The sequence below is a fragment of the Blastococcus sp. SYSU D00820 genome, from assembly GCF_054050695.1.
Window position 1 is genome coordinate 55,016 of record NZ_JBJGZW010000014.1, and the last position, 17,812, is coordinate 72,827.

General features: G+C 74.2%; 15 protein-coding genes. 11 read left to right on the plus strand and 4 right to left on the minus strand.

Translation table 11 applies throughout. The features are described 5' to 3' along the window. The first annotated feature begins 6 nt into the window (after positions 1 to 6). The 4 genes from secD to ACI79R_RS15340 all read left to right on the plus strand — a co-directional run bounded on the left by secD (position 7) and on the right by ACI79R_RS15340 (position 6,266). A complete protein-coding gene (gene secD, locus ACI79R_RS15325) occupies positions 7 to 1,686 on the plus strand; it encodes a protein translocase subunit SecD (RefSeq protein ID WP_456574503.1) in 1,680 nt (559 codons plus the stop codon). Beyond that, positions 1,683 to 3,107: a protein translocase subunit SecF gene (gene secF, locus ACI79R_RS15330; RefSeq protein WP_456574504.1), complete on the plus strand. Its 1,425-nt coding sequence runs from the start codon at positions 1,683 to 1,685 to the stop codon at positions 3,105 to 3,107. The genes secD and secF overlap by 4 nt, the downstream gene beginning before the upstream one ends. Continuing rightward, the gene (locus ACI79R_RS15335) at positions 3,104 to 3,679 is read left to right on the plus strand and encodes an adenine phosphoribosyltransferase (RefSeq protein WP_456574505.1); all 576 of its coding nucleotides are present in this window, start codon (positions 3,104 to 3,106) and stop codon (positions 3,677 to 3,679) included. The genes secF and ACI79R_RS15335 overlap by 4 nt, the downstream gene beginning before the upstream one ends. A 118-nt stretch (positions 3,680 to 3,797) precedes the next feature. Then, positions 3,798 to 6,266: a RelA/SpoT family protein gene (locus ACI79R_RS15340; protein WP_456574506.1), complete on the plus strand. Its 2,469-nt coding sequence runs from the start codon at positions 3,798 to 3,800 to the stop codon at positions 6,264 to 6,266. Here ACI79R_RS15340 and ACI79R_RS15345 read toward each other — a convergent pair. Genes ACI79R_RS15345 through ACI79R_RS15355 form a run of 3 tightly spaced genes read right to left on the minus strand, consistent with a single transcriptional unit; the run spans position 6,263 to position 8,429 of the window. Further along, complete coding sequence (locus ACI79R_RS15345) at positions 6,263 to 6,826, minus strand: DUF3105 domain-containing protein (RefSeq protein ID WP_456574507.1); 564 nt, start codon at positions 6,824 to 6,826, stop codon at positions 6,263 to 6,265. The two genes, ACI79R_RS15340 and ACI79R_RS15345, sit on opposite strands and share 4 nt — an antisense overlap. Beyond that, positions 6,823 to 7,593: a peptidylprolyl isomerase gene (locus tag ACI79R_RS15350; RefSeq protein WP_456574508.1), complete on the minus strand. Its 771-nt coding sequence runs from the start codon at positions 7,591 to 7,593 to the stop codon at positions 6,823 to 6,825. Before ACI79R_RS15350 ends, ACI79R_RS15345 begins: the two co-directional genes overlap by 4 nt. After that, on the minus strand, positions 7,590 to 8,429 hold the full coding sequence (locus ACI79R_RS15355) for a peptidylprolyl isomerase (RefSeq protein ID WP_456574509.1): 840 nt from the start codon (positions 8,427 to 8,429) through the stop codon (positions 7,590 to 7,592). Before ACI79R_RS15355 ends, ACI79R_RS15350 begins: the two co-directional genes overlap by 4 nt. Positions 8,430 to 8,600: 171 nt before the next feature. On the opposite strand from ACI79R_RS15355, the gene ACI79R_RS15360 reads away from it, so the two are divergent. The 6 genes from ACI79R_RS15360 to ACI79R_RS15385 all read left to right on the plus strand — a co-directional run bounded on the left by ACI79R_RS15360 (position 8,601) and on the right by ACI79R_RS15385 (position 15,580). Continuing rightward, positions 8,601 to 9,284 (plus strand): MBL fold metallo-hydrolase, encoded by a 684-nt coding sequence (locus tag ACI79R_RS15360; RefSeq protein WP_456574510.1) that lies wholly within the window; start codon positions 8,601 to 8,603, stop codon positions 9,282 to 9,284. Positions 9,285 to 9,363: 79 nt separating this feature from the next. Then, positions 9,364 to 10,626: a histidine--tRNA ligase gene (gene hisS, locus ACI79R_RS15365; RefSeq protein WP_456574511.1), complete on the plus strand. Its 1,263-nt coding sequence runs from the start codon at positions 9,364 to 9,366 to the stop codon at positions 10,624 to 10,626. 5 nt (positions 10,627 to 10,631) lie between these two features. Next, a complete protein-coding gene (locus ACI79R_RS15370; protein WP_456574512.1) occupies positions 10,632 to 11,612 on the plus strand; it encodes an aldo/keto reductase in 981 nt (326 codons plus the stop codon). Between the two features lie 27 nt (positions 11,613 to 11,639). Beyond that, positions 11,640 to 13,415, plus strand: coding sequence for an aspartate--tRNA ligase (gene aspS, locus ACI79R_RS15375; RefSeq protein ID WP_456574513.1), 1,776 nt, complete (start codon positions 11,640 to 11,642; stop codon positions 13,413 to 13,415). 127 nt (positions 13,416 to 13,542) lie between these two features. Next, positions 13,543 to 14,634: a pyridoxal-phosphate-dependent aminotransferase family protein gene (locus ACI79R_RS15380; RefSeq protein WP_456574514.1), complete on the plus strand. Its 1,092-nt coding sequence runs from the start codon at positions 13,543 to 13,545 to the stop codon at positions 14,632 to 14,634. Between the two features lie 7 nt (positions 14,635 to 14,641). Continuing rightward, positions 14,642 to 15,580: a hypothetical protein gene (locus ACI79R_RS15385; protein WP_456574515.1), complete on the plus strand. Its 939-nt coding sequence runs from the start codon at positions 14,642 to 14,644 to the stop codon at positions 15,578 to 15,580. A 72-nt stretch (positions 15,581 to 15,652) separates the two neighbouring features. Here the strand turns inward: ACI79R_RS15385 and ACI79R_RS15390 are convergent, their stop codons facing one another. Continuing rightward, the gene (locus tag ACI79R_RS15390) at positions 15,653 to 17,293 is read right to left on the minus strand and encodes an HAL/PAL/TAL family ammonia-lyase (RefSeq protein WP_456574516.1); all 1,641 of its coding nucleotides are present in this window, start codon (positions 17,291 to 17,293) and stop codon (positions 15,653 to 15,655) included. 61 nt (positions 17,294 to 17,354) lie between these two features. Between ACI79R_RS15390 and ACI79R_RS15395 the strand changes: the two genes are divergently transcribed. Beyond that, positions 17,355 to 17,807 (plus strand): Lrp/AsnC family transcriptional regulator, encoded by a 453-nt coding sequence (locus ACI79R_RS15395; RefSeq protein WP_456574517.1) that lies wholly within the window; start codon positions 17,355 to 17,357, stop codon positions 17,805 to 17,807. Positions 17,808 to 17,812 lie beyond the last annotated feature (5 nt).

Sequence of the window (17,812 nt, forward strand, 5' to 3'; positions counted from 1 at the left end):
GCTCCCGTGGCCAACCGCCAGCTCCCCGCGCGCAACTACTTCGGCGCGTTCACCCTGATCGTCGCCCTGCTCTACGGGCTGGTCTTCTTCACCGGTGACACGCGCACCCCGCAGCTGGGTCTCGACCTGCGCGGCGGCACCACGGTCACGCTGACCGCCCGCACGCCGGACGGCCAGGCGCCCGACCAGGACGACCTCGAGCTGGCCCGCCAGATCATCGAGCAGCGGGTCAACGGCCTGGGCGTCGCCGAGGCCGAGGTGGTCACCGAGGGCGACTCGAACATCGTCATCTCCGTCCCCGGGGACGACGGCGAGCAGGCCCGGGAGCTGGGCGCGACCGCGCAGCTGCGGTTCCGCCCGGTGATCACCTCGGGGATCGCCACCCCGGCCGCCGAGGACCCGGCGACGGAGACCGACCCCGCGGCCCCGACCGACCCCGCGGCCCCCACCGACGCCGCCGACCCGTCGGCCGCCCCGACCGACGGCGCCGCGTCGACCGAGGGCGCCACGCCCACCGAGGCCACGCCCACCGACGGCGCCGTGGAGGACCCGGCGCTGGACCCGGACGCGCCCGCGGTGACGCAGGAGCAGGCGCAGGCGGTCTTCGACACGCTGACCTGCGGCGACGACACCGCCCCGGTCCCGGTCGACCGGTCGACGGACTTCGTGGCCGCCTGCTCGGTGGAGGGCACGGAGAAGTACCTCCTCGGCCCGGCGATCCTCGAGGGCACCGACGTCACCGACGCCACGGCCGGCACCGAGCCGACGACCGGCCGGTGGGTCGTGCTGCTGGACTTCAACAGTTCCGGCCAGGACACCTGGGCGCAGTACACGGCCGCCAACGTCGGCCAGTCCGTCGCCTTCACCCTCGACGGCCGGGTCGTCTCCGCGCCCCGCATCGAGGGCGCCATCAACGGCCAGACCACCATCACCGGCGACTTCGACCAGGAGAGCGCCGAGGAGCTGGCCAACCAGCTCCGCTACGGCGCCCTGCCGCTGACCTTCACCCAGGCCACGGCGCAGTCGATCTCCACCGAGCTCGGCGAGGAGCAGCTGGAGGCGGGCCTGATCGCCGGGGCCATCGGCATCGCGCTGGTCTTCGTCTACGCGCTGGTCTACTACCGGCTCCTCGGCCTGGTGATGATCGCCAGCCTGGTGCTCTCGGCGGTGGTCGTCTACGCCTGCCTGGTCATCCTCGGCCGGCAGATCGGCTTCACGCTGAGCCTGGCCGGCATCGCCGGGTTCATCGTGTCGATCGGCATCACCGCCGACTCGTTCGTCGTCTACTTCGAACGGCTCAAGGACGAGATCCGCGAGGGCCGGTCGATGCGCTCGGCGGTGCCGCGGGCGTGGGTCCGGGCGCGCCGCACGATCCTCTCGGCCGACGCGGTCAGCTTCCTCGCCGCGGCGATCCTCTACCTGCTCGCCATCGGCGACGTGAAGGGCTTCGCCTTCACCCTCGGCATGTCGACCGTCCTCGACCTGGTCGTGGTCTTCCTCTTCACCCACCCGCTGCTGGCCGTGCTGGCCCGCTTCAAGGCCTTCGGCAGCAGCCGGATGTCCGGTCTGGGCCGCTCGGTCGACCGGATCCAGCGGCCCGCCCGGGCCCGGCCCGCCGCCGAACCGGAGCTGGTCGGCGCCGGCAGCGGCGCCCGACGCACCGCGCAGGACAGGAGCGACGCATGAGCCGCGACGACGAGCAGGCGCCGGAGGAGACCGCGATCCCGGTCGGCACCGACGCCGACGAGTCCCGCGACGCCGGCAGTGCCGCCGACGACGCCGCGGCCGCCGCGGACGACGACGCGCTGGCCGACGCCGGCCTGCCCCGGGCCGGCGCCGCGCAGAGCCCCCGCCGGCACCGGCGGGCGTCGCTGGCGCACCGGCTCTACAACGGCGAGGCCGGCCTGGACGTGGTGGGCCGCAGCAAGCTGATCTACCGGATCACCGCCGTCGTGGTGCTGATCTGCATCGGCTCGATGGTGTTCCGGGGGTTCAACTTCGGCATCGACTTCGCCGGCGGCAACAGCTTCCGGCTGCCGGGCACGAGCGAGCAGCTGGCGGCGGTGCAGGCCGCGGCCGAGGACGCCGGCGCCGAGGTGGCCTCGGCGCAGGTGGTCGGCGGGGAGTCGATCCTGCTGCGCACCGGCACCCTCGACAACGACGGCGAGCGCGCGGTGGTGGAGGCCGTCGCCGACGCCGCCGGGATCGAGGCCTCGCAGGTCAGCCCCGAGTCGGTGAGCGCCGAGTGGGGCGCGGACATCACCCAGCAGGCGCTGATCGCGCTGGTCGTCTTCCTGGTCGCGGTCGTGCTCTTCCTCGCCGTCCGCTTCCAGCCGAAGATGGCGATCGGGGCCATGGCCGCGCTCGCGCACGACATCGTGGTGACCGCCGGCGTCTACTCGCTGATCGGCTTCGAGGTCACGCCGTCGACGGTCATCGGCTTCCTCACCATCCTGGGCTTCTCGCTCTACGACACCGTCGTCGTCTTCGACAAGGTCGACGAGAACACCCGGGACCTGTCGCAGGGCGCGCGCATGACGTGGGGTGAGGCGGCCAACCTCGCGGTCAACCAGACCCTCATGCGGTCGATCAACACCTCGGTGATCGCCCTGCTGCCGGTGGCCGGCCTGCTGTTCGTCGGCGCCGGGCTGCTCGGGGTCGGCACGCTCAAGGACCTCGCGCTGGTGCTCTTCGTCGGCCTCGCCGCCGGCACCTACTCGTCGATCTTCCTGGCCACCCCGATCGTCGCCGACCTCAAGGAGCGCGAGCCCGAGCAGGTCGCGCTGCGCAAGCGGGTCATGGCCCGCCGGTCCGCCGCCGCCCGCCAGGGCGCGGCGGTGCCCGGCACCGGCCCCGGCCGCGCGCCGGTCGCCAGCGCCCGGCGCGCGTCGGGCTCCACCCGTCGGACGACGGCGGTCGCGGTCGCCGAGCGCGAGGAGGACCTCGGCCCGGTCGTCGCCGACGTCGTCGTCGAGTCGCCGTCCTCGGTGCGCCGGGACGAGGCCGCTGCGCCCGTCCGCGGGGGCACCACGACCCCGCGCCCGGGGGCCCGCCCGCAGCGGCCGGGTGCCCCGACCCGCCGCGGGAGCGGGAAGAAGCGCCGGTGAGCGATCAGCCCCTGGACGAGCTGATCGCCGGCCTCGCCGTCGACATCCCGGACTTCCCGGAGCCGGGGGTCGTCTTCCGCGACCTCACCCCGGTGTTCGCCGACGGCCCGGCCTTCCGCCGGGTCGTCGACGGCCTGGCCACGCCGGCCCTGGTCGACCCGCGGGCGGCCGCCCTGGCCGGCGGTGGGACGGGGGACCCGGGCTTCGACGTGGTGGTCGGCGTCGAGGCCCGCGGCTTCCTGCTCGCCGCCGCGGTCGCCCTCGACGCCGGTGTCGGGGTCGTGCCGGTGCGCAAGGCCGGGAAGCTGCCGCGCGAGACGGTCTCGGCCCACTACGCGCTGGAGTACGGGACGGCGACCCTCGAGCTGCACACCGACTCGCTCCGGCCCGGGCAGCGCGTGCTGCTGGTCGACGACGTGCTCGCCACGGGCGGCACGCTGGAGGCGGCCGTCGCGCTCGTCGAGGGCGTCGGCGGGGTGGTCACCGCGGTGTCGGTGGTCATCGAGCTGGCCGACCTCGGCGGCCGGCAGCGGATCGCCCCGCACACCGTGCACGCCCTCTGGACCACCTGAACCACCGCGCCCCCGGGCCGCCACCTGCGAGGGGGACCACCTCCCTGGCGCGACTCGGGACGACCCTGCCCGGCTAGGATGGGGAGGGTCCTCCTCCTCGAACCCGCGGGAGTTCCCCATGGCCTCCGACGCCGCCGGCACCGAACTGGCTGCCGCGCGCGCCGGGGCGCCCGCCCTCCCCGCCGGCGCCGAACCGGCCGCGCTGCCCGCCGCTGGGTCGACACCGCCGGCTCCGCTGCCCGACCGGGCTCCGCTGCCCAGCCGCCCCGCGGTCCGCCGTCCCGACGACGTCGGCTCCGAGCCGCCGGCCGAGAACGAGCCGCCGCGGCGCCGGGTCCGCGACCGGCTGGCCCGCCGGATCGTCGCCGGCCAGCGCAGCGGCGTCGTGCGTCCGGTGCTGGAGCCGCTGGCGGCGCTGCACCGGCAGAGCCATCCCAAGGCCGACCTCGCCGTCCTGCAGCGCGCCTACGACGTCGCCGAGGCGGCGCACGCGGCGCAGAAGCGCAAGAGCGGCGACCCCTACATCACCCATCCGCTGGCCGTGGCCACGATCCTCGCCGGCCTCGGGATGGACACCACCACGCTGGTGGCCGCGCTGCTGCACGACACGGTGGAGGACACCGGCGTCACCCTGGAGACCATCGCCGGCGACTTCGGGCCGGAGGTCGCCCACCTCGTCGACGGCGTCACCAAGATCGACAAGGTCAAGCTCGGGGACGCCGCCCAGGCCGAGACGATCCGCAAGATGATCGTCGCGATGTCCCGCGACCCGCGGGTGCTGGTCATCAAGCTCGCCGACCGGCTGCACAACATGCGCACCCTGCGGTTCCTCCCGCCGGAGAAGCAGGAGAAGAAGGCCCGCGAGACGCTGGAGATCCTCGCGCCGCTGGCCCACCGGCTGGGCATGAACACCATCAAGTGGGAACTCGAGGACCTCGCGTTCGCCACGCTGTACCCCAAGCGCTACGACGAGATCGTCCGGCTGGTGGCCGAGCGCGCGCCGTCGCGCGACACCTACCTGGCCGAGGTCACCTCCGCGGTGACCGACCAGCTCAAGGCCGCGAAGATCGAGGCGGTCGTCACCGGCCGGCCCAAGCACTACTACTCGATCTACCAGAAGATGATCGTCCGCGGCCGGGACTTCACCGACATCTGGGACCTCGTCGGCATCCGGATCCTGGTCGACTCGGTACGCGACTGCTACGCGGCGCTGGGCATCATGCACGCCCACTGGCAGCCGGTCCCCGGGCGCTTCAAGGACTTCGTGGCGATGCCGAAGTTCAACATGTACCAGTCGCTGCACACGACGGTGATCGGCCCGCAGGGCAAGCCGGTCGAGCTGCAGATCCGCACCCACGACATGCACCGCACCGCCGAGTACGGCATCGCGGCGCACTGGAAGTACAAGGAGAAGGCCAAGGCCGCGGGCGGGCGGGACTTCGCGGCCAGCAGCAAGGTCGGGTCGCCCGACGACATGCTGTGGCTGCGCCAGCTGCTGGACTGGCAGCGCGAGGCGCAGGAGCCCGGCGAGTTCCTGGAGACGCTGCGCTACGACCTCGGTCCCCAGGAGGTCTTCGTCTTCACGCCCAAGGGCGACGTGGTCAGCCTGCCCGGCGACTCCACCCCGGTCGACTTCGCCTACGCGGTGCACACCGAGGTCGGGCACCGCTGCATCGGCGCCCGGGTGAACGGCGCGCTGGTCTCCCTCGACAGCAAGCTGTCCAACGGCGACGTCGTCGAGATCTTCACCTCGCGCTCGGCCACGGCCGGCCCCTCGCAGGACTGGCTGTCCTTCGTCGGCTCGTCGCGGGCGCGCACCAAGATCCGGCAGTGGTTCACCAAGGAACGCCGCGAGGACGCCGTCGAGGCCGGCAAGGAGGCCCTGACCCGCGCCATGCGCAAGGCGGGCCTGCCGCTGCAGCGCCTGCTGGGCGGGGAGGCGCTGTCCACCCTCGCCAAGGACCTCCGCTACGCCGACGTCACCGCCCTCTACGCGGCGGTGGGGGAGAGCCAGATCTCGGCCGCCTCGGTGGTCGAGAAGCTGATGGCCGCGCTGGGCGGCACCGAGGGCGCGGTCGAGGACATCGCCGAGACCGCCATCCCGACCCGCCGCCCGGTGCAGCGTCGCTCGGCCAGCGGCGACCCCGGTGTCGTCGTGCACGGGATGAGCGACGTGTGGGCCAAGCTCGCCAAGTGCTGCACCCCGGTGCCCGGCGACGCCATCCTCGGCTTCGTCACCCGCGGCGGCGGGGTCAGCGTGCACCGCCGCGACTGCACCAACGCCGAGGACCTCGAGCGCAAGCCCGAGCGGCTGGTCGAGGTCGAGTGGGCCAGCCAGCCCGGGTCGATGTTCCTCGTCTCCATCCAGGTCGAGGCGCTGGACCGGCACCGGCTGCTGTCCGACGTCACCAAGGCGCTGGCCGACGAGCGGGTCAACATCCTGTCCGCGTCGGTGCAGACCAGCCGCGACCGGGTGGCGATCAGCCGGTTCACCTTCGAGCTGGCCGACCCCGCGCACCTGGGTGCGGTGCTGCAGACGGTGCGCAACGTCGACGGGGTCTTCGACGTGGAGCGCGTGACCGCCTAGGGCGTGACCGGGTCGCTCAGGAAACCCGGGTTCTCGCAGGTCGCGCCGACCTCCGGGGTGGTGTCGGGGTTGACCGTGAGCAGCTCGAGGAACTGCTCGAGCCGCGGGTCGGCGACGTCGTCCAGCGGCAGGGCGTGGTTCCAGGCCTGCAGCGACACCCGCGTGCCCAGCCCCGGATAGGGCGAGAGCATCCGGTACGTGCCGCCCTCGGTGAGAGCCTCCAGCGCCGCGACGTCGTCGGCCGAGGCGAGGTCGGGGTCGTAGGTGATCCAGACCGCGCCGTGCTCCAGGGAGTGGACGGCGTACTCGTCGGCGATCGGCTCGTCGTAGACGCTGCCGGTGCAGTCGGCCCAGCTCGGTGCGTGCGGGCCGCCCACCGGCGGGCTCTCGGCGTAGTCGACCGTCGTCCGCACGTGCTGCTGGCCGGCGGCGTAGTCGGCGACCTCGGTGCCGGCCAGGGTGACCGGCTCCACCGCCGCGGTGGCCGTGCCGTCGACGGTGGCGGTGCAGCCGACGAGCAGCGGGAGCGCGGCAGCGGCGAGGAGGAGCGGCCGCCTCACCCGGTCACCGTCGCCGAGAGGATGGTCACCGGCACGTTCGGGGCCCCGCCGCCGGGGCTGGGCTCGAAGGAGCCGTCGTTGCCGGCCGCCGCGATCTGCTCGAGCACCGCCAGCCCGGCGGCGTCGACCGTGCCCACCGCCGTGTAGGCCGGCGGCAGCTCGGTGTCGACGAAGCAGATGAAGAACTGGCTGCCGGTCGAGGCCGGGCTGCCGCTGTTGGCCATCGCCACCGTGCCGGCCGGGTAGGTCGTCGAGGAGCTGACCTCCTCGGCGAACCGGTAGGACGGGCCGCCGCTGCCGGTGCCGGTCGGGTCGCCGCACTGCAGGACGCCGAAGGTCGGCTGGTTGACCTCGCGGTGGCAGGGGCTGCCGTCGAAGAAGCCCTCCTCGGCCAGGTGCACCATGCTGGCCGACGCGCAGGGGGCGCCCTCCTGGTCCAGCGTCACCTGCAGCTCGCCCTGCCCGAGGGTCATGACCAGCTCGGTGGTGCCGGTGGCCGGCACCTCCTCCGGCGGGGTGCCGACGTCGATCGCGTTCGGGCTGCGGGAGGGCAGCCACTCGCAGGTCGTGGTCCCCTCGCTGGAGCCGCTCCCCTCGCCGGCGCCCTCCGACGGCGTGGCCGGGCTGTCTGAGGCCGAGGCCGACGCCGAGGTCGAGGTCGATGCGCCGGTCGAGGCGGGGGAGGCCTGCCCCGTCACCGACTCGCTGCAGGCGGCGAGGCCGAGGACGGCCAGGCCGGCGAGCGCGGCGGCCCGCAGCCGGGTCATCCGACGACCGTCATCGAGTTGATGGTGACCGGCAGGTTCGGCGCGCCGCCGCCCGGGCTCGGCTCGAAGGAGCCGTCGTTGCCGGCCGCCGCGATGGTCTGCAGCACCTGCAGACCGGCGGCGTCGACGGTGCCCACCGGCGTGTAGGACGGCGGCAGCTCGGTGTCGACGAAGCAGAGGAAGAACTGGCTGCCGGTCGAGCCGGGGGCGCCGCTGTTGGCCATCGCAATGGTGCCCGCCGGGTACGTGGTGCCCTCGGGGATCTCCTCGTAGAACCGGTACCCGGGGCCGCCGGTGCCGGTGCCGGTCGGGTCACCGCACTGCAGCACGCCGAAGGTCGGCTGGTTGACCTCGCGGTGGCAGGGGCTGCCGTCGAAGAACTGCACCGAGGCCAGGTAGGCCATGCTCGCCGCCGCGCACGGCGCCTTCGCGCGGTCCAGCGTGAGGGTCAGGTCGCCCTGGGTGGTGCTCATGAGCAGCGTCGAGGTGCCCTGCGCGGGAGTCGCCTCGGGCGTCGGGGGGAGGCCGACGTCGACGCCCGAGCCGTCGGGGGCGTAGTCGCACGCCACGGTGCCGTCGGGATTGACGGTCGGCTGCTGCGGGCCCTCGGCCGCGGGGGCGCTGCTGGTGCCGGTCGGGTCGGATGCGGTCGAGGTGTCCTCGTCGCCGCCGACGCCGGTGAGCAGCCACACCGCGCCGGCGACGAGCACCACCGCGGCCACCGTGACGACGACGAGCAGGTTGCGCCGCCGCTTGCGGGAAAGCTCGGCGCGGCGCTCGAGTTGACGCTGCAGGTGCCGCTGGGCGGCCTGCCGGCGCTGCTTGTTGGTCGGCACGGGGTCGGACTCCTCGGACGTACGTGGCTGCGGGCGGCACGGGACACCGGCCCCGGTCGACGGGGCGGTCCACGCGCGTGTCGGTGGGCGAGTCTAGGTGGCGAGGCTGGCAGTCCCCGGTCATCCGTCGGGGCCCGGAGCGGCGTGATCACCCGCGCGTAACCTGCACGGGTGCTCATCCGCTCGTTCCCGGCCGGTGCCTTCGGCACCAACTGCTACGCGGTGGCCCCCGGACCGGGGCAGGAGTGCGTCGTCGTCGACCCCGGCATGGACGCGGTCGAACCGCTGGCCCGGATGCTCGCCGACGACGGGCTCAAGCCCGTCGCGGTGGTGCTGACCCACGGCCACCTCGACCACACCTTCTCCGTGGTGCCCGTCTGCGAGGGCTACGACATCCCCGCCTACCTGCACCCGGCCGACCTCGGCATGGTCGAGGACCCGGCCCGCTGGCACGGGCCGGCGCTGGCCCCGCTGGTCAGCGGCGTGCGCATGCCCGACCCGACCGAGGTCCGGCGGCTGGACGACGGCGCGGTGCTGTCACTGGCCGGCGTCGAACTGACCGTGCGGCACGCGCCCGGGCACACCGAGGGCTCGGTCATGTTCTCCCTCGACCTGGGCGAGGCCCCGGGCCTGCTCGCCGGCGACGTGCTGTTCGCCGGGTCGGTCGGCCGGGTGGACCTGCCGGGCGGGTCGTGGGCGTCGATGCTGACCTCGCTGCGCGACGTCGTCCTCCCGATGGACGACGAGACGGTGGTGCTGCCCGGCCACGGCCCGGCCACCACGATCGGGCGGGAGCGGGCGACCAACCCGTACCTGGCCGAGGCCGCGAGCGCACCGAAGGGGCGGGGGCTGTGAGGACGACGGGCGAGGGAGCATCGCAGGGAGCGCCAGCGACCGGGGAGCGGATCGAGTCCGGAGTCGAACGGGGGACGCTGTGAGTGGGCTGACCGCCCCCAAGGGCACCTTCGACACCCTGCCGCCGGAGTCGGCGCGCTTCCTGGCCGTCCGCGACGCGCTGACCGCGCCGCTGCGGCGGGCCGGCTACGGCTACGTCGAGACGCCGGTGTTCGAGGACACCGCCGTCTTCTCCCGCGGGGTGGGGGAGTCCACCGACGTGGTGACGAAGGAGATGTACACCTTCGAGGACCGCGGCGGCCGCTCGCTCACCCTGCGCCCCGAGCTCACCGCCGGACTCATGCGCGCGTTCATCGAGCACCGCCTGCACACCGGCGCGCTGCCGGTGAAGCTGTGGACCGTCGGCTCGTGCTTCCGCTACGAGCGGCCCCAGGCCGGCCGCTACCGGCACTTCACCCAGGTCGACATGGAGGCCCTCGGCCTCGACGACCCTGCGCTGGACGCCGAGGTCGTCGCCCTGGGCGTGCAGGGCTTCCGCGACCTCGGCCTGACCGACTTCGAGCTGCTGCTCACCTCGCTCGGCGACGCCACCTGCCGGCCGCAGTACCGCGAGCTGCTCGTCGCCTACCTGGACAAGCTCGACCTCGACGAGGAGACGCGGCGCCGGGCGGCGATCAACCCGCTGCGGGTGCTCGACGACAAGCGGCCCGAGGTGCAGGCGCAGCTCGACGACGCGCCGCTGATGGTCGACCACCTCTCGGACTCGACGAAGGCGCACTACGACGCCGTCCGCCAACACCTGTCCGACCTCGGGGTCACCTGGACCGAGGCACCGCGGCTGGTCCGCGGGCTGGACTACTACACGAAGACGACGTTCGAGTTCGTCCACTCCGGCCTCGGCGCGCAGTCGGCCATCGGCGGCGGCGGCCGCTACGACGGGCTGTCGGCGGCGCTGGGCGGGCCGGACGTCTCGGGCATCGGCTACGCCGTCGGCGTGGACCGCACGCTGCTGGCCGTGCAGGCCGAGGGCCTCGACATCGGCACGAGCGCCGGGGTGCAGGCCTTCGTCGTCCCGCTGGGGGCCGAGGCCAAGCGGATCGCCGTCCGGCTGGTCGGGCAGCTGCGGGCGGCCGGCATCGCCGCCGACACCGTCTACGGCGACCGCGGGCTCAAGGGCGCCATGAAGGCCGCCGACCGGTCCGGCGCCAGCCACGCGGTGGTCATCGGCGAGCGCGACCTGGCCGACGGCGTCGGGCAGCTGCGCGACCTGCGCAGCGGGGAGCAGACGGCGGTGCCGGTCGGGGAGCTGTTCGACCGGCTGCGTGCGACGGTGGAGCGGTGACTGCGATGGAACAGCGGCCCCTGGGCCGGACGGGGGCCGACGTCAGCGTCATCGGCCTGGGCACCTGGCAGCTCGGCGGCGACTGGGGGGACGTCGACGACGACACCGCCGCCGACGTCCTCGACGCCGCGCTCGACGCGGGCGTGACCCTGCTCGACACCGCCGACGTCTACGGCGACGGCCGCTCGGAGGAGCGGATCCGCAAGGCGCTGGCCCCCCGGGCGGACCGGCCGTTCGTGGCCACCAAGGCCGGCCGCCGGGCCGATCCGTTCGAGGCCGCCCAGTACACGCCGGAGAACCTGCGCGCCTGGGTCGACCGGAGCCGGCGCAACCTCGGCGTGGAGACCCTCGACCTGGTGCAGCTGCACTGCCCGCCGACCGCGGTCTACTCCGACCAGCGGGTCTACGACACGCTCGACGGCTTCGTCGCCGACGGCTCGATCGCCGCCTACGGCGTGTCCGTGGAGACCGTCGCCGAGGGCCTCACCGCCCTGCAGCACCCGGGCGTGGCCACCATCCAGGTCATCCTGAACATCTTCCGGCGCAAGCCGCTGGAGGAGCTGCTGCCCGCGGCCGCCCGCGCCGGCGTCGGCATCCTCGCCCGCGTGCCGCTGGCCAGCGGGCTGCTCACCGGCAAGTACGACGAGTCGACGACGTTCCCCGCCGACGACCACCGGAACTTCAACCGCAACGGCGAGGCCTTCGACGTCGGCGAGACCTTCGCCGGCGTGCCGTTCGAGGTCGGCGTCGCCGCCGCCCGCGAGGTCGCCGCGATCGCCGGCGACGCCCCGACGGCGGCCTTCGCGCTGCGCTGGGTCATCGACCAGCCCGGCGTCACCACCGTCATCCCCGGCGCGCGCACCGTCGAGCAGGTGCGCGGCAACGTCGCCGCGGCCGACCTGCCGCCACTCACCGACAGCCAGCTGGCCGACCTCGAGCGGCTCTACGACGAGCGCATCCGCGCGCACGTGCACGACCGCTGGTAGCCCACCCCACCGAGAGAGAGATCCCCCGTGCTCCGCACCCATGACGCCGGCACCCTGCGCGGCACCGACGCCGGCTCGCAGGTCACCCTCGCCGGCTGGGTCGCCCGCCGCCGCGACCACGGCGGCGTGGTCTTCGTCGACCTGCGCGACGCCTCGGGCTACGTGCAGGTCGTCGTCCGCGAGGAGGAGGCGCACGCCCTCCGCAACGAGTTCTGCGTGCTGGTCACCGGCGAGGTGCGCCGCCGTCCCGAGGGCAACGAGAACCCCGAGCTGCCCACCGGCGACATCGAGGTCGTGGCCGGCGAGCTGACCGTGCTCTCGGCCGCCGCGCCGCTGCCCTTCCCGGTGGAGACCGACTCGGCCGCCAGCGACGACGTCCGCTACCGGTTCCGGTACCTCGACCTGCGCCGGCAGGGCCCGGCGCAGATCATGCGGCTGCGCAGCGAGATCAACCGGATCGCCCGCGGCGTCATGGCCGGGCACGGGTTCACCGAGGTGGAGACGCCGACGCTCACCCGCTCGACGCCCGAGGGCGCGCGGGACTTCGTCGTCCCCGTGCGGCTGCAGCCGGGCAAGTGGTACGCGCTCCCGCAGTCGCCGCAGCTGTTCAAGCAGCTGCTGATGATCGGCGGCCTGGAGCGCTACTACCAGATCGCCCGCTGCTTCCGGGACGAGGACTTCCGCGCCGACCGGCAGCCGGAGTTCACCCAGCTGGACTTCGAGATGAGCTTCGTCGAGCGGGACGACGTGCTGGCCATCGCCGAGGACGTCGTCCGCGCGCTGTGGCGCGAGCTGGCCTCCTACGAGGTGCCGGAGATCCCGCGGATGACCTACCGCGAGGCGATGGACCGCTTCGGCTCGGACAAGCCCGACCTGCGGTTCGGCATCGAGCTGACCGAGCTGACGTCGTTCTTCGCCGAGACGCCGTTCCGGGTGTTCCAGGCGCCCTACGTCGGTGCCGTGGTCATGCCCGGCGGTGGCTCGCAGCCGCGGCGGGCGTTCGACGCCTGGCAGGACTGGGCCCGCTCGCGCGGCTCCCGCGGCCTGGCCTACGTGACGATCGCCGAGGACGGCACGCTCGGCGGGCCGGTGGCCAAGAACATCTCCGAGACCGAGCGCGCCGGCCTGGTCGAGGCCGTGGGCGCCGAGCCGGGGGACTGCGTGTTCTTCGCCGCCGGTGCCCGCCGGACGTCGCAGGAGCTGCTCGGCGCCGCCCGCAACGAGATCGCCCGGCGGCTGGAGCTCATCGAGCCCGGCACCTGGTCGTTCCTGTTCGTCGTCGACTTCCCGATGTTCGAGGAGACCGAGGACGGCGACTGGACCTTCATGCACCACCCGTTCACCTCGCCCACGCCCGAGTGGCGGGAGCGGTTCGCCGAGGACAAGGGCGCGGCGCTGTCCGACGCATACGACATGGTGATCAACGGCAACGAGGTCATGAGCGGCTCGGTGCGCATCCACGACGCCGGCCTGCAGGAGCGGGTGTTCGAGACCCTCGGCATGTCCCGCGAGGAGGCCCGCGAGCGGTTCGGCTTCTTCCTCGAGGCGTTCGCCTACGGCCCGCCGCCGCACGCGGGTGCCGCGCTGGGCTGGGACCGGCTCACCGCGCTGCTGTCGGGCGTGGACTCGATCCGCGAGGTCATCGCGTTCCCGAAGACCGGTGCCGGGTTCGACCCGCTGACCGGGGCGCCGACGCCGATCTCCGAGGCGCAGCGCAAGGAGGCCGGGATCGACGCGACGCCGGAGGAGCCGGCGCTGCCCGGTGAGCCGGGTTCCCCGGGGCCGAGCGACCCCACGAAGTAGGCCTGCCCGAGGGACATCGCCGGGGTTCCTCGTGGATTGCCGGCGCTGCAGCGCCCGCAGTGCACGAGGAACGCCCGCAACGCGGTGGTGAGCGGCGTCTCCGGGCGCGGTGGGTAGGTTGCCCAGCATGCCGCTGCGCGCTCGCACCCTGCTCGGACCCGGCCCCTCCAACCCCTACCCGGAGGCGACCGTCGCCCTCGGGGAGCCGCTGCTGGGCCACCTCGACCCGGTCTTCCTCGACGTCCTCGACCAGACCTCCGAGCGGCTGCGGCAGCTGTTCGGGACGGCGAACCGGCGCACGCTGCCCCTGTCGGCCACCGGGTCGGCGGGCATGGAGGCGGCGTTCGTCAACACCGTCGGCCCGGGTGACGTCGCCGTCGTCGCGGTCAACGGCCTGTTCGGCGAGCGCATGGCCGACGTCGCCGCGCGCTGCGGCGCCGAGGTGGTGCGGGTCGAGCACGAGTGGGGCCGGCCGGTCGACGCCGAGCGCGTGCTGGCCGCCCACCCGTCCCCGAAGCTGATCGCCGCGGTGCACGCCGAGACCTCGACCGGGGTGCGCTCCGACCTCGCGCCGCTGGCCGAGGGCAAGGGCGAGGCCCTGCTGCTGGCCGACTGCGTCACCTCGCTGGGCGGCATCCCGGTGCAGCTGGACGAGTGGGGCGTCGACCTCGCCTACTCCGGCTCGCAGAAGTGCCTGGGCATGGCCCCGGGGCTCGCGCCGTTCACGATCAACGACCGGGCGTGGGCACGGCGGATCGAGAAGCCGCAGAGCTGGTACCTCGACCTCGGGATGCTCGGCGGCTACGCCGGCGAGGCGGCCGGCTCCGGTGGCCGCACCTACCACCACACGGCACCCACCGGGATGGTCGTGGCGCTGAACGCCGCGCTCGGCCGGGTGCTCGACGAGGGCCTGGACGCCGTCCACGCCCGGCACGCCGAGGCCGGCCGGCTGCTGCAGGAGGGCCTCCAGGAGCTGGGGCTCGAGCTGTTCGCCGCCGAGGGGCACCGGCTGCCCGAGCTGACGACGGTGACGGTGCCCGACGGCGTGGACTCCGCGGCGGTGCGCAAGGAGCTCCTGGAGCGCTACGACCTCGAGATCGGCGGCGGGGTCGGCGCCTACGCCGCGACCGTCTGGCGGATCGGCCTCATGGGCCACAACGCGCGGCCGGACACCGTCGCCCTGGTGCTCGCCGCGCTGCGCCAGGTGCTGGGACGCTGACGCCGCCGTGACCTTCGCCCCGCTCGCGCCCCCGGCCCCTGCCCCCTCGGCGGCCGGTGCCCGCGGGCTGCCGGCGTGGCTGCTGCTGCCGCTGGCCGCGCTGGCCTGGTGGGCCGTCGGCTTCCTGCCGTGGCTGGTCGCCGGGCTGGCCGGCACCGCCGGGGGGACCTGGGCGGCCCTGCCCCTGCGGACGGCGTCGCTGACGCAGCTGGTGATCGGTGCGCTCCTCGGTGGCCTGGTCGCCGGGCTGCTGTGCCTGATGGCCGAGCCGGGACGCCGGGGTCTGGCCGTCCTGGCCACCGGGGGCGGCGTGGGGCTCGCGGTGCTGGTCACCGTCGTGCAGTCGGTGACGGCGCTCGACGGGGCCGGTGGCTTCGACTCCGACGGCCGGGTGGTGAGCGGCCTGGCCGTCGGCACCGTGCTGCTGGCGCTCACCGGGTGGGGGCTGGGCGCGGTGTCGGCGGCCGGCCCGGCCGGTGCCGCGCCGGCGCTGGCCGTGCTCAGCGCCGTCCTGCCCGGCTGGACGTGGTCGCTGTTCCTCGGGGCCGGCTACGCCGCGGGCGTCGGCGCGACCACCTGGATCGACCTCCTGACGCGCTGGCTGGGCGCGGCCGTCCTGGCGGTGTCGCTGCTGCTGGCGGGGGCGCGGCCGCTGTCCCGGCTGGCGTGGTGGCCGCTGCTGGTGCTGCTGGCGTGGTCGGTGGGGCCGCTGCTGACCGCGATCGGCTACCTCCAGCCCCTGCTCCGCTCGGGGGCCGGGCTGCCGAACAGCCTGCTGGACTCCCTCGCCGGGGCCGCCCAGGTCTTCGGTCTGGCGTACTCGCCGGCCAACCGCGACCTCCTGCCCTGGGTGGTGGCGGTGGTGGTCGCGCTGCTGGTGGCAGTGGTCCTCGGGTCCGTGCGCGCGAACCGGGCGGAGGAACCGGCGGCCGCCCCTCCGCCGTGAGCGGCGGCTGAGGCCGACCCCAGCGGAGCCGCCCGGCGTCTGCAGCGGCTGCACGCCCGCCCGCCCTCACCCTCAGGTGGAGGTCGAGGTCTGTGCGCCGATGACCAGCGCGGACAGAGCGCCGGAGCGGATGAGCTCGGCGGCCGCGGCGACGTCGGCGTCCATGCACCGGTCCCGGTCGAGGAAGGCGATCCGCTCCCGGACCAGCCGGACGGCCTCCCGGCTGACCTCGCTGGCCCGGTCCAGCCCGCGCAGTTCCAGGGCCTGGCAGACGGCGATCAGGTGGACGGCGGCGACGTCCTGGGCCAGCTCGACGATCGTCCGGGCGTCCCGGGCGGCGATCGTGCCCATCGAGACCTTGTCCTGGTTGTGGCACTCGGTGGACCGCGAGTGCACCGTCGCGGGGGAGGACAGCTTCAGCGCCTCGGCGGTCATGGCCGACGAGCACAGCTGCATGCCCTTGAAGCCGTGGTGCAGGCCGGCCTGCTCGTCGTCGGCGGTCCAGCGGGGCACCAGGTTGGGGGTGAGCCCGGCGTTGAACTTCTCGTCGACGAGCAGCTCGAGCTGGCGGTCGAGCAGGTCGCAGACGTTGGCGACGGCGACCTTCAGCGAGTCCATCGCCTGCCCCATGTGCCCGCCGTAGAAGTTGCCTCCGCTCTGCACCCGGCCGCCTCCGACGTCGAACAGGGGGTTGTCGTCGGAGGAGTTGATCTCGGTGGCCACCCACTCGCCGACCCAGGTGAGCACGTCGCGGAGCACGCCGGTCACGTGTGGGGCGCAGCGGATCGAGTACTTGTCCTGGACCTGCCGGTCCAGCTCGAGGAAGGTGTGGGACCCCATGCCCCCGGCGAACAGCTCCTCGCTGTCGAGCGCCAGGTGGGAGCCGGCGAGGATCGTCCGGACGTTCGCCGCGCTGGTGACCATGCCGCCGTGCGGCTTGGCCCGCGCGAAGAGGAACTCGGTGAAGTGGCCGCGGTTGCCGAGCAGGGCCTCCGACGCCATGGCGGTCAGCAGGTCGCACACCGCGGCCAGTTCGGTGGCCGCGCCGACCGCGAGGCAGGCGAAGGCGCTCATGAAGGAGGTGCCGTTGGTGAGGGCCAGGCCCTCCTTGGCCTCCAGCACCAGCGGCTCGAGGCCCAGGTCGGGCAGCACCTCGGCGGCCGGGCGCACCCGGCCCCGGTGCAGGACGTCGGTCTCCCCGACCAGGGTCCGGCCGACGTAGGACAGGGGGACGAGGTCCCCGCTCGCCCCGCACGAGCCGCGCTCGGGGATGAGCGGCAGGACGTCCTCGGCGAGCAGGGTCAGCAGCCGGTCGACCAGCTCGGGGCGCACCCCGGAGTTGCCCTTGGCCAGGCAGTTGGCGCGGAGCAGCATCGTCACGCGGGTGACCTCGGGCGGCGCGACCGGACCGGTGCCGCAGCCCAGGAAGCGCAGCATGTTCTGCTGCAGCGCCGCGGCCTTCCCGGGCGCGATCTGGCGGTGGGCGGAGTCGCCGAACCCCGTGGTGACGCCGTAGATGGGCGTCTCCTCGGCGATGAGGCGCTGCTTGAGCTCGCGCGCCGCGGCCACGGCGGTCCGCGCCGCGGGTGCCAGGCGCACGGTGCGGGCGCGGCGGGCGACGTCGAGCGCGTCGGCGACGGTGAGCGAGGCCCCGTCCAGCACCAGCTCGGTGCCCGTGGCGACGGGGGGAACGGCGGTGACGGTGGCGGTCATGGGGGAACGGTGCGCGCGGTCGGCCGGTGACACAACGCTGCGGGCATGCAACCGTCGCGCGATGCAACGCATGCATCCCCTCGACGAGATCGACCGCACGATCGTTGCGTCGCTGCGGGCGGACGCGCGGCGCAGCTTCGCCGACATCGGGCGCGAGGCGGGCCTGTCGGCCAGTGCGGTCAAGCGGCGGGTGGACCGGCTGGAGGCGGCCGGCGTCATCACCGGCTACGCGGCCCGGGTCGACCCCCGCCGGATGAGCGAGGACCTCGAGGCCCTGGTGGAGATTTACTGCACCGACCGCACGGCACCCACCGACGTCCGGGGGGCCGTGCTGGCGATCGACGAGGTCGTGTCGGCGTTCACCGTCTCCGGCGAGCCGGACGCCGTGGTGCGGGTGCGGGTCCGGGGCATCGCCCACCTCGAGCAGGTCGTCGAGCGGCTGCGCCGGGCGCCGACCATCGCCCGGACGCGCACGCTCATCGTCCTCTCGACCCTGGTCGACCGGCCCTCCTGACCGCG